Genomic DNA, 14459 nt, shown 5'->3' on the forward strand with positions numbered 1-14459 from the left:
CTTGCATGTTTTCAGCTGTATTTGGCTCAGTTGAGCAGGGTATCATCTATGCGATTATGGCACTCGGAGTGTATCTAACATTTCGGGTGCTTGATTTTCCAGATTTAACAGTGGACGGAAGTTTTGTTACGGGTGCCGCAGTAGCGGCTACGATGATTGTATTTGATTATCATCCACTTGTTGCAACACTTACCGCGATCTTGGTCGGCTTTTTTGCTGGATGTGTAACAGGTTTATTACATACCAAAGGAAAAATCAATCCACTACTATCCGGAATCCTCATGATGATAGCTCTTTACTCGATAAACCTTCGGATAATGGGACTGACTACCGAAAATTCAGTAGGCCGCCCAAACATTCCGCTTTTAAATTCCGAAACAATTTTTAGCAAGTTTCAAGGTTTCTGGAGTAATCTTGGGATTGATGAAGCAATCAATGGCTTCTTAGCAGGACTTGGCTTGGAGCATTTACCTTCGACTTGGGGAACGGTAGTTTTAATGATTCTAGTTGTGGTAATCATTAAATTCATCGCGGACTGGTTCTTGCAAACCGAAGTTGGTTTGGCTATCCGTGCAACCGGCGATAATAAAAAAATGATTCGTAGTTTCTCTGCCAATACAGATACTCTCGTTATTCTTGGCTTAGGAATTTCTAACGCACTAGTAGCTTTCTCAGGCTCATTAATCGCACAGTACGGAAAGTTTGCAGATAATGGTATGGGAATTGGTATGATTATTATCGGATTAGCTTCTGTTATTATTGGTGAAGCAATCTTTGGAACGAAAACTATCTTCCGTACTACATTAGCTGTAGTGATCGGTGCAGTTATTTATCGTATTGTACTCGGTCTCTCACTACGTGTGAAAATTCTCGATTCTGGTGATATGAAATTGATCACTGCAGTCATCGTAATTGCAGCATTGATTATTCCGCAGATTCTTGAAAAGAGACGAGAGAAATCGAGAAAAGTGAAAAGGCAAGCGGAACGAATGGCAATGAAATCTTCACAAGGAGGTCATAGCGTTGTTGAGACTGGATCAAGTTAATAAAGTATTCAATGAATCGACTCCGGATGAAAAAGTAGCGCTAGACCAGATTAACTTGCACTTACAACCGGGTGATTTTGTAACAGTGATCGGTAGTAACGGTGCTGGGAAATCCACCATGATGAATATGATATCAGGCGCATTAACACCGGATTTTGGCTCTATTTATATCGATAAAAAAGACGTTACACGTTTGGCGGAATTCAAACGCTCTAAAATGATTGGACGCGTATTCCAAGATCCTATGTCAGGTACAGCACCTACTATGACGATTGAAGAGAATTTGGCGATGGCGTATTCTCGCAACCGACGTCGTTCATTGCATCGTGGAGTAGATAAGAAACGGAAAGATTTATTCCGTACATCTCTTGAAACATTGCACTTGAACCTCGAAAATCGGATGACAGCGAATGTTGGTTTATTGTCGGGTGGTGAGCGTCAAGCGTTATCATTGTTAATGGCGACGTTTACACAACCATCTATATTGTTGCTAGACGAGCATACCGCTGCACTTGATCCATCTCGCGCGGAGCTGATCACCGATTTAACGAAACGTTTAGTTGAACAAGATCAACTAACGACGTTGATGGTAACGCATAACATGCAACAAGCACTCGACCTTGGTAATCGCTTGATCATGATGGATAAAGGACAAATCATTCTAGAAGTGGAAGAAGAACAGAAAAAGCATTTAACGATTGCGAAGTTGATGGATGAATTCCAACGTATTCGTGGAGAACAACTTACAAGTGATGCAGCTTTACTTTCTGTATAAACAAAATCCCCTGTTTTCCAATTACGGAAAATAGGGGATTTTTCGTCGTATTAAGCCAACTGCGCTATATGTTTCTTGATTTCGTATACCCAGTCAAATGGATCTTTTTCTTTGCCTGTTTGGATATTTGTTAATGTGTTATAAAGACGAGTGGATAATTCGCCTGTTTCACCGTTAGCGATAATCATTTTATATCCGTCCCAATTCAATTCACCTACAGGAGAGATGACAGCAGCTGTACCTGTACCGAATACTTCTTCTAGTTCTCCGCTTTCATAGGCAGATCGAATTTCATCCATCGAGATTTGACGCTCTGCTACTGGCATATTCCAGTGTCGCAATAACTGCAAGATTGATTTCCGTGTAATACCTTCGAGGATGCTGCCGTTGATTGCGGGTGTTACGACTTCACCGTTGATTTTGAAGAAGATATTCATGCTACCAACTTCTTCGACATATTTACGCTCGACGCTATCGAGCCATAAAACTTGGGAGTAGCCCTGTTTGTCTGCTGTCTCTTGTGCCTTTAAAGCAGATGCGTAATTACCGGCAGTTTTAGCGCTACCTGTTCCGCCTTTTGCAGCCCGGACGAATTCATTTTCCACGAGAATCTTTACTGGATGAATTCCTTCTTTATAGTACGAGCCAACAGGTGAGAGAATCATGTAAAATTGATAATTCTTAGCGGGTGCTACACCTAGGAATGCTTCTGTTGCAATGACAAATGGGCGGATATATAATGAGGTTCCTTCTAGTGTCGGAATCCAGTCCTGCTCAATTTGCAACAACTGATTAAGTGCGTACAGTGCATTTTCTTCATCAATACGTGGCATACATAGACGATCAAGAGAATAGTTTAGGCGCTTCATATTTTGATCGGGGCGGAACAAACGTATAGTTCCTTCTTCAGACCGGTACGCCTTCATTCCTTCAAAAACCGTTTGTCCGTAATGCAAAACAATTGCAGCTGGGTCCAGTGTTAAAGGAGCGTAAGGAGTAATGCGGTGATTATGCCAACCTTTGCCTTCCTCATAGTCTATAATGAGCATGTGGTCTGTAAATGATTTCCCAAAAACCAGCGTGCTAGGATCTGGCTTTTCTTTTTTATTTTGTGCAAGTTGAATTTGCATAGGTATTCTCGTCATAATCATCAAAACCCCTTAAGATATAGAATATTCCGAAACTTTGATTCCGAATAATGTAATTATACTGCTTTTTCAGAAAAAATAAAGTGAAAAGTTTGTCGATATTCAAAACTATTGTAAAAAGGAGCGGATTTTCATGAAAAAAATCTTGATTGTAGGTGCCGGAATAGTCGGTGCTTCTGCGGCTTACCATTTGTCTATGGAACATGCAGAAGTCGTGCTAATCGATAGACAGGAGCCAGGACAGGCCACAAAAGCTGCAGCAGGCATTATTTGTCCGTGGGCATCTCAGCGCCGTAATAAGGCTTGGTATGCATTAGCGTCAGCTGGAGCTGCTTATTATCCCGCATTCATTCGTTCATTGGAAGAGCAGGGCGAGCTGGAAACAGGTTACAAGAAAGTGGGAGCTTTAGCTATTCACACGGATTTAAGTCGTTTAGAGAAGAAAGTCGAGTTATTGAATAAAAGAAAAGAACAAGCTCCTGAGATCGGAGAAGTAGAATTACTATCTCCAGAGCAGGCAGCTAGTTATTTTCCAGTGCTTTCTGATGGTCATTCAGCTGTCCGTATTTCTGGCGTAGCCAAAGTCGAAGGTGATCAACTACTTGATGCGTTGAAACGTGTAGCAGTTACACGTGGTGTACAAATTATTAAAGGCTCTGCTACACCGTACATAAAAGAAGGGAAAGTCTGTGGTGTTATCGTGGAAGGACAAATAATTGAAGGAGATCAAATCATCGTAGCGGCAGGTGCATGGGCTAGTGAATTTACAGAGCCATTAGGTAAGAAGCTACAGGTAGCAGGACAGAAAGCGCAAATACTTCATTTACAGTCAACACATGAAGCGTCGGGTGAGTGGCCGGTCATCATGCCGCCAAGTACTCAGTATATTGTACCTTTCCAAGATGGTAGATTCGTGGCGGGCGCAACACATGAAGATACGGATGATTTCGATATTCAACCGACAACAGGTGGGGTGCTGGAAGTATTATCGCATGCTCTACCCATTGCACCTGCACTGAGTAGCGCAGAATTGACTGAAGTACGGGTCGGCATTCGTCCACATACACCAAACTTCATGCCGGTGATTGGTCACCTGCCTGATTATCCGGAGATTTGGATTGCTAATGGACTTGGTTCATCTGGTTTAACAGTCGGACCTCTTCTCGGCAAGCTTTTATCTCAGTTAGTGCTAGACCATGAAACTGGATGGGATTTGGAAAGCTACTCTATTAACCAAATAATTGCCGATGAACATTGAATAAAGCGCGTATAATGATTAGTATGAATATATAGTAATTGATCGGTAAAGGGGAAGATTCAGAATGAGAAGATACGTTTCGTATTCAGAGGAAGTAAAAGAGGCGATGAAATACGGTAAGCCGCTAGTCGCATTGGAATCTACGATAATTACGTATGGCATGCCGTACCCTGAAAATGTGAAAGCTGCACGTGAAGTTCAGCAGATAGTGCGAGATCATGGAGCGGTTCCGGCAACCATTGCGATTATGGACGGTAAAATAAAAATCGGTCTAACTGATGAAGAATTGGAACGTTTTGGGGACAGCAAGGGTGTGATTAAAGCCTCTAGGCGCGATATTAGTTACTTAATTGCTACTAAACAACCGGGTGCAACGACGGTTGCTGCATCGATGTTCTTTGCTGACTTGGCGAGAATTCGTGTGTTCACGACCGGGGCCATTGGCGGTGTCCATAGAGGCGTGGAAGATACGATGGATATTTCTGCTGATCTGGAAGAGTTCGCGCGCACAAGTGTAGCAGTTGTTTGTTCGGGTGCGAAGTCTATTTTGGATCTTGGAAAAACGCTTGAGTACCTGGAAACAAAAGGTGTGCCAGTGATGGGGTATCAGACAGATATATTCCCTGCCTTTTATACAAGAAACAGTGCACATCCTGTAGATTATCGAGTAGATGAAATCGACATGTTGGCAGAGATGCTACGCGTTAAATGGAATTTAGGCTTGGAAGGCAGTGCGATTATTGCCAATCCAATCCCTGAAGAGTATGCCATGAATCAAGAGTATATAGATGGATTGGTGTCAGATGCGCTTAAAGAAGCTGAACAACTAGGCATTCGCGGAAAAAATCTGACACCACATATGTTAAAAAGAGTTCAGGAAATGACAGGTGGTAAAAGCCTGGAAGCCAATATTGCATTAGTGAAGTCAAACGCCGAACTTGCGGCAAAATTGGCAGTGAGTTTTAACGGCAATTAATAAAGATAGGTTGTGTAGTATTGAAAGTAGTATCTTGGAATGTAAACGGTATTAGGGCATGTGTGAAAAAAGGTTTCAGTGACTTTTTTGAACAAGTACAGGCAGACATTTTCTGTGTCCAGGAGATCAAATGTCAAGAAGGACAAATCGATCTTTCTCTCGATGGGTATGAATCCTATTGGAACTATGCAGAGAAAAAAGGATATTCTGGTACGGCAGTATTTACGAAGGAAACGCCTCTTTCTGTACGCTACGGATTGAATGATCTAGATCACGAGGTAGAGGGGCGTGTGCTGACGCTAGAATTCGAAAAATTCTTTCTCGTCAATTGTTATACGCCCAATTCACAACGGGACTTGGCACGATTATCATTTCGACTGACTTGGGAAGATGATTTACTTAAGCATTTACAGTCGCTGGATGCCATCAAGCCAGTTATCTATTGCGGAGATTTGAACGTAGCGCATGAAGAAATCGATATTCGGAACGTTAAATCTAATATTGGTAATTCAGGATTTACGAATGAAGAACGCGGGAAAATGACACGGTTATTAGACGCTGGATTCATTGATACATTTCGTTTTATGAATCCCGATCTAGATGAAAGCTATACGTGGTGGTCTTATATGCGCGACGTACGTGCACGAAATATCGGCTGGCGTATCGATTACATTATCATCTCAGAACGTCTCCAGTCCGCTCTGAAAACAACAGACATTCATTCAGAAATCATGGGCAGTGACCATTGCCCAATTTCTGCAGAGTTAGAAATATAAAACGAGTAAGTGCATTTCAAGTTACTCTGTTCAGATAAAAGCTTCAAAAGCTTAGTTAGCGAATTATAATTAAAGTAGAACATCAAATGGCACCGTGATTAACCGTGCCGTTTTTTTATACTTTTGAAGTGACTCTGCTTTACTAACTTTAAAAAGCGTAGGCTCAGTGTTTAGGAAATGGGTCACTATACAGTATACAAAATGTTGCACTGCGCTCTAGGCAGCATGTTTTCCGAAGGGCGTGATTGAGCCTCACCGGTCACAAAAAACGCGTCCTGCGAGGTATCAAGGAGCGCGTTGATCCCTTTGGAGTCGGCCGTCTTTCGCTCCAAGCAACGGAGCGCAGTTATAAAAAAGCAATTATTCAAGAATAGGGCCAAAGTTCGCATTGTGCAAGCTGTTGCTTTGCGTTCCGGCGCACGCGTGTCCTATGGGCAGGCGGTGAACCACACTCCTCGCTGCGCTCGCTAGGTGTTTCACCTGTCCTGCTGATCCTCCCGGAGTCGGCGCCTGCACTCCAAGCAACAGAACATACTAAGTATAAAAAGACTATTCAACAAACGGGCCAGTTTAACGAAAAGGAGGAGTTCGATTATGCTTATTCTTACAGTAATTATAATAGCCTCTTTTCTAACGTTAGTAGCTTTATTATTTACCACGAGCGATATGGATAAAGTTTAGAATCGGGCGCGTTTGCGGGATAAGGATTGTGCCTCAATCGGGCCATATTGTTTGAGAAATGTCTTTAGGATTGGAGTTGGTTGTTTTGGAAAATGAACAATCCTCAAAAATAGATATATGGAGAGGGCAATACGGAGCTTTAGTTATTGCATTCACTTGTTTAATTGTTTTAATCATTAGTTGGGGTAATAGCTGGGTTCTTACAGGGGTTTTAGGATTGGGTGTTTTCGTCTGTGGAACAATGAGTTTCTTTGATTTAAAGCAGAAAATTTATAATAAAAGTAAGTGATTTCATCTTTTTATTTCTGCTAACGGGCGCGTTTATGGAGAAGATTTCTTTGTAGTTGGCTAGTTGATCGGAGCGGAAGCCGGCGACTCCGGGAGGATCAGTGGGACAGGTGAAACACCCGTCGAAGCGAAGCGAAGAGGTGTGGTTCACCGCCCACCCTCCGGAACGCGTCCGGCTGGAGCGCAGATCAATGGGGTGCAACCATTATCCTGTTATCGAGGGCGAATGTAAGACAACGCTGTAACATAATAAGGTCTAGATTGAGAAAATGATGGGCACCGAGATGGACAATACTTACTAAAGTATTGCCAATCACGGTAGTATTAGCAAGTATACTTCCTATATTGATAGCAATAAATGAATGCCTAGTAAACAGTTCGCTGATCAGCTATATAAAACTGTTTGCGTCTTATAACCTTAGATAGATACATAAATAAAACGAAGAGCCGCAATTCACATGCGAATTGCGGCTCTTCGTTTTATTGTTGACATGCATTTTCCGTTACGACATATTCTGTTTGGGTTCAAGCGAAATATAACGCTTTTTCCCTGCGTACATTCCACTGATGAATATTATAGTCGCAACAACTAAGAAGGTATAAAGCGGTGCCGTCCATGAACCCGTATAGTCATGAAGAATACCGAACAACACGGGGCCGATCGCTGCTAACAAGTAGCCGATCGACTGCGCCATTCCTGAAATCGAAGCCGCTTGGTCTGGTGTATTGGTTCGTAAAGTGAAGAACATCATAGCGAGTCCAAATGCCGAACCGCCTCCTAGACCGATGAAAATCATCCAAAGTGCAGTCAAGCTTTCGCTTCCAAACTGTACACCACCGTAGCCAATTAAATAGCAAGCGAAAACAGCTGCGACCAGGATGCGTTGATCGCGTACTTTATCAGCGACCACTGGTATGATAAACATCATAGGCAATTGTGCGAGCTGGACAAGCGCTAACATCCATCCAGCAGCATCAGCAGTCATCCCATTCGTTTGTAACACAATAGGAATCCACGATGCCGTCGTATAAAATAGGAATGATTGCAGACCCATGAAAATTGTGATGCTCCAGGCTAGTGGGGAACGCCACATAGGCAGGGCAGGTTTTGACTTCATGTTTTTCTGAACTGATTTAATGACTTCTTTCTTTTTGCGAATCTGCGGTATCCATACGATAATGGCTAACAACGTAATGACTCCCCAAATGCCTAGCGCGCCCTGCCAGCCATAAACTGTTTCATTGGCAATTGGAGAAGCGATACCAGAAGCGAGTGTGGCAGATATACTCATAGACACGGAGTACAGTCCTGTCATCAATCCGATATGTAAGGGAAAGCTCAGTTTAAGAAGACTTGGTAATAGGACGTTTGCAAAAGCGATTCCTACCCCAATTAAAAATGTACCGATCAATAGCAAAGGACTATTGCCTACAGAACGCATAATAATTCCTAGCATTAAAATAATCATTGCATAGAAAAGTGTTCTCGACATACCGAACCGTTTGGCAATACGTGGTGTAAAAGGTGATACAATAGCAAATGCCAACAATGGGATAGTTGTTAGAAATCCAGCCAACGAGTTAGAGATTTGCAGTTGATCACGAATGTTCCCGATAATAGGCCCGACAGAAGTTAGTGGGGAACGGATGGTAGCGGCTAAAAATAAAATACCTGCTAATAACACCCACTGACTCTTAGGGAAATGTAAATGTTTACTTGGTCGTTCTTTTTCCATTATGAAGCCTCCTGTATTACTTGAAGATTGTTCTGAGAAGTATGCAGCCGAAACAGCAGAAAGGAGATTCCTTTGTGGAGTACTTACTCATAGTCTTTATAAATGTTATCACACCTATGCTTATTTTATTAACAATTGGCGTAGTTTTACAATTAAAGTTTACTTTTAATGTTAAGGCACTGGGGAATATTCTGACATATTGTTTAATACCGGCCGCCGTTTTCATGAACTTATACCATACTGTCATAGATGTAGAGATCCTGCTCGACGTCTTACTGTTTGTTGTATTATTCACTAGCACTTTAATAATTACTGGCCATTTATTTAGCAAACTCTTGCGTTTGAATCGCCAGCAGACCGCTGTTATGAAAAACAGTATTGTTCTAATCAACTCAGGAAACTATGGGTTACCTGTCAGTCAGCTAGTGTTTCATGCGAATCCACTTGGGGTTTCTATTCAAATTGTTTTGATTGTCTATCAGAACTTACTGACATATTCATATGGTCTGTATAATCTTGTATCTTCGACGCAGTCGGGGAAAGACATTGTGAAACAGTTCCTTCGAATGCCGATTATTCATGCTTTGTGGCTAGGTGCTTTGCTTAACTTGGCAGATATCCGGTTGCCTCAGTTTATCGAATTGCCGATCAGTCATTTATCGGATGCTTTTATTGCGATCGCACTCATCACACTTGGTGCGCAGTTAGCGCAGATTAAGGTAAAGACACTATGGAACCGATTAATCTATTTAAGCGCCATCGGCCGACTACTTATCTCGCCAACCGTGGCGTTATTGTTGATTTTACTTCTTGGGATAGATGGAATCACGGCTCAATCACTATGGATCGCCAGCTCATTCCCAACGTCGAGGAATAGCTCCACACTGGCACTGGAATACGATGTTGAATCCGAGCTAGCAGCACAAATCGTCTTGTTCAATACCGTAGCTAGTAGCTTTACAGTAGGCGTAGTGATTTATCTCTCTTCACTATTGTTCGGGTAAACAATAAAACTGGTAATTTAACACAGCGTGGTTGTTGGGTAAGGGATTCACGCTATGAGGGGAACGCTGTACGTACAGTGGACATAGGATTGTAATCAATTGCGTATTTGAACTGGAGAGTCAATCGCTTCTAACTTTTTGTCTAGAATATGTCCATATGCTTGCTCGCTTAAAGCTTTCAAACTTATTGGTATATATTCGTATTGAAAATTTGTCGAATCGTGCTATACTGTTAGCATTCAGTTAAATAAGACTCATATAATCACGGGGATATGGCCCGTAAGTTTCTACCGGTCTACCGAAAATAGACCGCCTATGGGGAGAATGAAAAGCAGCTTTCTTTGTCGTTCGACAAGAAATTGCTTTTTCATTTTTACAAGCGTACATGCCGCTCTCTCATAGTTGTTATATGGGAGTATGGCATATACGCTTTTTTTATTCGAAAAAATGAAGGGAGCATATCAGCGTGGAGTTGCTAAAAAACAAGATTCGACAAGAAGGTAAAGTATTATCGGAAGAGGTACTAAAAGTGGATTCATTTTTAAATCATCAAATTGATCCATTATTGATGCAGGAGATCGGGAAAGAGTTTGTTAGCCGATTCAGCGATCAACACATTACGAAAATCATCACGATTGAATCTTCAGGTATTGCTCCAGCGACAATGGCAGGAATGATATTAGGCGTTCCAGTAGTGTTTGCCAGAAAACGTAAATCTCTTACATTGACGGATCATTTATACACCGCAGAAGTGTATTCATTCACTAAGAAAGAATCAAATGATATTTCGGTTTCTAAAGATTTTATTTCAAATGAAGATACGGTATTGCTCATTGATGATTTCCTTGCGAATGGACAAGCCGCACTTGGACTAATAGATATCGCAAAACAAGCAGGCGCAACGATTGCAGGTGTTGGAATAGTGATTGAAAAATGCTTCCAGCCAGGCGGAGATCTAATTCGCAAAGAGGGCGTCCGTTTGGAATCACTAGCTGAGCTTCAGTCGTTACAAAATGGTCAAGTCCAGTTTGTCGGGGAGGAAACGGAACAATGAAAACTACACTGCTAGGCTTCCAGCATTTACTAGCTATGTATGCAGGCGCAGTATTGGTACCACTTATCGTGGGGAATGCCATTGGGTTAACGCCAACGCAGCTGACATATCTTGTGTCGATTGATATTTTAATGTGTGGTGTTGCGACAATCTTACAAATCTCCCGTAATAAATATTTCGGTATTGGTTTACCTGTAGTTCTCGGATGTACATTCACCGCTGTCGGCCCTATGATATTGATCGGCAATGATTATGGAATTTCGGCTATTTACGGAGCGGTTATTGCTTCAGGCGTAATCATTTTCTTCATTAGCCGCTTCTTTGGAAGTCTTGTAAAATTCTTTCCGCCAATCGTTACCGGTTCTGTTGTAACCATTATTGGAATCACATTGATTCCTGTAGCGATCAACAATATGGGTGGTGGACAAGGTGCGGAAGATTTCGGTTCCATGACAAATATTTTACTGTCGTTTGGAACGTTGCTATTCATTATTTTGATGTTCCGATTCACTTCAGGTTTTATGCAGTCTATCGCTATTTTGTTAGGATTAGTCGGTGGTACAATCGCAGCGATATTCCTGGGTGTAGTAGATTTTTCGAATGTGCATGATGCTTCTTATGTTCATATAGTCATGCCGTTTTATTTAGCAACACCTACGTTCCATTTATTGCCAATTGCGATTATGACGTTGGTGGCGATGGTGTCGCTCGTAGAATCTACGGGGGTATACTTTGCATTAGGGGATATTTGTGAGGAAGAAATCGATCAGAAAATGTTGGAAAAAGGGTATCGTGCAGAAGGGTTAGCTTCTGTTATTGGAGGTATTTTCAATGCGTTTCCTTACACGACATTTTCACAGAACGTTGGCTTGATGCAGTTGTCTGGTGTGAAGTCAAGACGGGTAATACTCGCTACAGCGATTATGCTAATTTCATTAGGATTCTTGCCGAAAATAGCAGCTCTTGCAACGATCATCCCTCCAGCAGTACTTGGTGGCGCGATGGTTGCCATGTTCGGCATGGTGGTTTCACAAGGAATTAAAATGTTAAGCCCTGTAATTTCAAAAACTCAAGATAACGCAATGATCGTAGCATGTTCTATCGGTATTGGTCTTGGAGTTTCAGTTGTACCGGATTTATTTAAAGAGTTGCCGGAAAGTGTACAGATCTTAACAAGTAATGGTATTGTACTCGGAAGTATCACTGCCATTTTCTTGAATATTATTTTCAATATGATTCCGTCAAAAAAGAAGCAAACTGCTCAACATGCAGCTGATATCAAAGCTAAACCGCTTAGCGTTAAAGAAGGACCATCTTCTGTATTGGTAAGTGCAACAGCTGACCATAAATAAAAAAGGGAGGCTGGGACATAACTATCTCACCCCGTTTCCCTGCACTCCGAAAGGCACGCTTTCCGAGGGGCGTGGCTTGAGCCGCTTCCTTCGCTTTGCTCCGTCCAGGGTCTCAAGACGCACGCTGATCCCTCAGGAGTCGGCCTTTCTCCGTTCCGGTACACTCTGTTACTCTAAAAAAATATTTACTGATAAGAACAGAAAAAAGCGTAAGGACATTCCCCTTACGTTTTTTCTGTTCTGTCCCAACCTCTCTTTTTCTATGTTTACACTCGATGTTGTGCATACTGATGTTGCTCTGTTTTGTTTATCAAGAGTGAAAGTAGTTGTGGATCAATTTGCGTTTCATAAGCATTCAATGACTCACGAAGTTGTTGTTGTGTTCTCGAACCAATTAAAGCCGAGGCTACAGCAGGTTCTTTAAGTGCAAATGCAAGAGCATAAGCATGTAAGTCGTTCGTTTCTTTAGACAGTGATTGAACTGTCTGCTGTAACTCAGAAGGCGAATACGATACGAAGCCATTTAATTTCTTCGCACGCTCCACACCTTCATTCGTCAGCAAACCTTTTGCCAATGTACCTCTTGTGACGACAGATGCACCTTTTTTTGAAATCATAGAAAAATATTCTTCTGGACGTCGATCAAGCAAGTTATACTGCATCATGACGGACATCGCGTTGCTATTACTTAGGAAGCGTTCGATAACAGTAGGACGAATACTTGATATACCGTATTCGAGTATGACACCTTCTTTCTTTAATGTTTCAAAAGCTTCAATCGTTTCTCTCGCATCATCTTCCATTGTACCGCCGTGAAGTTGATACAAATCGATGTAATCCAGTTGCAAACGTTGTAAACTTTGTTTTACAGCTTCCATGATATGTGCTTTTGATGGGTCCCATGTCCAAGAATCTTCTCCTGACGCCCACTTATTACCGGCTTTCGTCGCGATGATCAAGTCTTGACGCTTTTCTTTCAGTACTTTTCCTACGAGTTCCTCATTTATTCCTTTATCATATAGGTCAGCTGTATCAAAATAGTTGATGCCATGATCAACTGCTTCGTCAAGTACAGAACGAGCCGCTTCCAGTTCAGTAGGTAATGACATGCAGCCCAATCCAAGTTCGGAAACTAACAATTTGCTAGTGCCTATTGTACGCTTTTTCATGTGCCTCACTCCTTTCGTTTCATGGTACAATGAAAACGGGATATAAAACCAATGGAAAGGGTTGAGTGCTGGATGAAGTTTGAAGAAAGAACCCTCTCAACAGAACAGATATTTACAGGTAAAATCATTTCGGTGCAAGTAGACGAAGTAGAATTGCCTGATGGAAAACTAGCGAAAAGAGAATTAGTAAAACATCCAGGAGCTGTGGCGATTATCGCCTTGACTGAAGATAAAAAAATCGTATTAGTTGAACAGTACAGAAAGCCTTTGGAACGAACGATGCTAGAAATACCTGCAGGCAAGATCGAGCCGGGCGAAGAACCTAAACTGACAGCAATTCGTGAACTGGAAGAAGAGACAGGGTATCGTGCACATACATTCGAATATTTGCAGACTTTCTCCACTTCACCAGGCTTCGCGGATGAAATCATTCACTTATATGTAGCAAAAGAGCTTGAAAAAGTGGAGCAGCCTGTTGTAGGAGATGAAGATGAATTCATTGATGTACTAGAGGTAACAGTTGAAGAGGCTGAGGAATTCATTGCGAATGAAAGGATTTATGATGCCAAGACGGTTGCTGCTGTCTGGTATGTAAAAAACCTATAAAGGATTGAGCTATTTCAGGACGGACAAGCATATGTTATAAAAACGATGCGGAGGTGTCCTATTTATGGCTCGATCATTGTCTTTTGTTTATTTATTCGTTATACTCGCAATCAGTTACATAGGAGGGGCTTTATTATTCAGGGAGTGGCCGGTCACGTCATTGGAGCAAATTATCGGCTTATATGACCAACGCGTAGTGAAAGGATCTGAAGCGGCTCTGTGGTCGCCTATCGTGGTGACGTTGAGCTTTATTCTAGTAGCCATCATTCTGTCTAAATATAAAAGAGTCCGTTTTATCACTATGTTTCTCGGTGCGATTAAATGTGCTTTTTTTGGTTTGTCATCCACCTATTTATTATCAACAGGATTAAAATTGGTATCTTATACGATTTGGTGGTTCCCATTTCAATTAATCAGCTGCTTGTTGTTTCTGATTTTATGTTCGGTGTTAAGCCCGCCATTTTTCGCTACACCGGCTAGTAAGAGAGATCGTCCATTAACTGCTGTGCCACCATTGATTGCACTGTTGCTGATCACGCAAATACTGGAACTATCGATCTTCCATTTTATAAAATAATATCCACTACACA

14 protein-coding genes and 1 riboswitch are annotated in these 14459 nt (G+C 41.8%); of the genes, 11 read left to right on the forward strand and 3 right to left on the reverse strand.

The annotated features are described in order from the left end of the window. Nucleotides 1–5 precede the first annotated feature (5 nt). Together CSV61_RS03585 and CSV61_RS03590 are read left to right on the forward strand one after the other, a co-directional pair. Entirely contained in the window at nt 6–1046 is a 1041-nt protein-coding gene (locus tag CSV61_RS03585) for an ABC transporter permease (protein WP_083035531.1), read from the forward strand. Further along, a complete protein-coding gene (locus tag CSV61_RS03590) occupies nt 1024–1821 on the forward strand; it encodes an ABC transporter ATP-binding protein (RefSeq protein ID WP_083035532.1) in 798 nt (265 codons plus the stop codon). The genes CSV61_RS03585 and CSV61_RS03590 overlap by 23 nt, the downstream gene beginning before the upstream one ends. 50 nt (nt 1822–1871) lie before the next feature. On the opposite strand, the gene CSV61_RS03595 is transcribed toward CSV61_RS03590, so the two are convergent. After that, nucleotides 1872–2972, reverse strand: coding sequence for a branched-chain amino acid aminotransferase (locus tag CSV61_RS03595; protein ID WP_369824278.1), 1101 nt, complete (start codon nt 2970–2972; stop codon nt 1872–1874). A 130-nt stretch (nt 2973–3102) separates the two neighbouring features. Here CSV61_RS03595 and CSV61_RS03600 point away from each other — a divergent pair, with 130 nt between their 5' ends. The 4 genes from CSV61_RS03600 to CSV61_RS03615 all read left to right on the forward strand — a co-directional run bounded on the left by CSV61_RS03600 (nt 3103) and on the right by CSV61_RS03615 (nt 6949). Then, the gene (locus tag CSV61_RS03600; RefSeq protein ID WP_099638129.1) at nt 3103–4227 is read left to right on the forward strand and encodes an NAD(P)/FAD-dependent oxidoreductase; all 1125 of its coding nucleotides are present in this window, start codon (nt 3103–3105) and stop codon (nt 4225–4227) included. A gap of 64 nt (nt 4228–4291) precedes the next feature. Beyond that, nucleotides 4292–5203, forward strand: coding sequence for a pseudouridine-5'-phosphate glycosidase (locus CSV61_RS03605; protein ID WP_099638130.1), 912 nt, complete (start codon nt 4292–4294; stop codon nt 5201–5203). A 20-nt stretch (nt 5204–5223) separates the two neighbouring features. Next, nucleotides 5224–5979, forward strand: a complete 756-nt coding sequence (locus CSV61_RS03610; RefSeq protein WP_099638131.1) for an exodeoxyribonuclease III — start codon at nt 5224–5226, stop codon at nt 5977–5979. Between the two features lie 766 nt (nt 5980–6745). Then, entirely contained in the window at nt 6746–6949 is a 204-nt protein-coding gene (locus tag CSV61_RS03615) for a hypothetical protein (protein WP_233193503.1), read from the forward strand. Nucleotides 6950–7451: 502 nt separating this feature from the next. On the opposite strand, the gene CSV61_RS03620 is transcribed toward CSV61_RS03615, so the two are convergent. After that, nucleotides 7452–8684: a CynX/NimT family MFS transporter gene (locus tag CSV61_RS03620; protein ID WP_099638133.1), complete on the reverse strand. Its 1233-nt coding sequence runs from the start codon at nt 8682–8684 to the stop codon at nt 7452–7454. Nucleotides 8685–8758: 74 nt separating this feature from the next. Between CSV61_RS03620 and CSV61_RS03625 the strand changes: the two genes are divergently transcribed. The 3 genes from CSV61_RS03625 (at nt 8759) to CSV61_RS03635 (ending at nt 12094) form a co-directional block, all read left to right on the forward strand. Further along, nucleotides 8759–9688: an AEC family transporter gene (locus CSV61_RS03625; protein WP_099638134.1), complete on the forward strand. Its 930-nt coding sequence runs from the start codon at nt 8759–8761 to the stop codon at nt 9686–9688. Between the two features lie 234 nt (nt 9689–9922). Next, a riboswitch (purine riboswitch) is annotated at nt 9923–10024 on the forward strand. 130 nt (nt 10025–10154) lie between these two features. Continuing rightward, nucleotides 10155–10742: a xanthine phosphoribosyltransferase gene (locus CSV61_RS03630; RefSeq protein WP_099638135.1), complete on the forward strand. Its 588-nt coding sequence runs from the start codon at nt 10155–10157 to the stop codon at nt 10740–10742. Beyond that, nucleotides 10739–12094, forward strand: coding sequence for a nucleobase:cation symporter-2 family protein (locus CSV61_RS03635; RefSeq protein ID WP_099638136.1), 1356 nt, complete (start codon nt 10739–10741; stop codon nt 12092–12094). The genes CSV61_RS03630 and CSV61_RS03635 overlap by 4 nt, the downstream gene beginning before the upstream one ends. 266 nt (nt 12095–12360) lie before the next feature. Here CSV61_RS03635 and CSV61_RS03640 read toward each other — a convergent pair whose 3' ends face one another. Further along, on the reverse strand, nt 12361–13263 hold the full coding sequence (locus CSV61_RS03640) for an aldo/keto reductase (protein ID WP_099638137.1): 903 nt from the start codon (nt 13261–13263) through the stop codon (nt 12361–12363). 72 nt (nt 13264–13335) lie between these two features. Between CSV61_RS03640 and CSV61_RS03645 the strand changes: the two genes are divergently transcribed. Together CSV61_RS03645 and CSV61_RS03650 are read left to right on the forward strand one after the other, a co-directional pair. Then, the gene (locus tag CSV61_RS03645; protein WP_099638138.1) at nt 13336–13869 is read left to right on the forward strand and encodes an NUDIX domain-containing protein; all 534 of its coding nucleotides are present in this window, start codon (nt 13336–13338) and stop codon (nt 13867–13869) included. A 64-nt stretch (nt 13870–13933) separates the two neighbouring features. Then, nucleotides 13934–14446: a hypothetical protein gene (locus tag CSV61_RS03650; protein WP_083035546.1), complete on the forward strand. Its 513-nt coding sequence runs from the start codon at nt 13934–13936 to the stop codon at nt 14444–14446. Nucleotides 14447–14459 lie beyond the last annotated feature (13 nt).

The sequence above is a fragment of the Sporosarcina sp. P3 genome (genome assembly GCF_002743415.1).
Classification (GTDB): Bacteria; Bacillota; Bacilli; order Bacillales_A; family Planococcaceae; genus Sporosarcina; species Sporosarcina ureae_A.

Coding starts and splice junctions, on each gene's coding strand:
- CSV61_RS03585 (WP_083035531.1), top strand. CDS start 6: ATGTTTTCAGCTGTATTTGGCTCAGTTGAGCAGGGTATCATCTATGCG.
- CSV61_RS03595 (WP_369824278.1), bottom strand. CDS start 2,972: ATGATTATGACGAGAATACCTATGCAAATTCAACTTGCACAAAATAAA.
- CSV61_RS03600 (WP_099638129.1), top strand. CDS start 3,103: ATGAAAAAAATCTTGATTGTAGGTGCCGGAATAGTCGGTGCTTCTGCG.
- CSV61_RS03605 (WP_099638130.1), top strand. CDS start 4,292: ATGAGAAGATACGTTTCGTATTCAGAGGAAGTAAAAGAGGCGATGAAA.
- CSV61_RS03620 (WP_099638133.1), bottom strand. CDS start 8,684: ATGGAAAAAGAACGACCAAGTAAACATTTACATTTCCCTAAGAGTCAG.
- CSV61_RS03635 (WP_099638136.1), top strand. CDS start 10,739: ATGAAAACTACACTGCTAGGCTTCCAGCATTTACTAGCTATGTATGCA.
- CSV61_RS03640 (WP_099638137.1), bottom strand. CDS start 13,263: ATGAAAAAGCGTACAATAGGCACTAGCAAATTGTTAGTTTCCGAACTT.
- CSV61_RS03645 (WP_099638138.1), top strand. CDS start 13,336: ATGAAGTTTGAAGAAAGAACCCTCTCAACAGAACAGATATTTACAGGT.
- CSV61_RS03650 (WP_083035546.1), top strand. CDS start 13,934: ATGGCTCGATCATTGTCTTTTGTTTATTTATTCGTTATACTCGCAATC.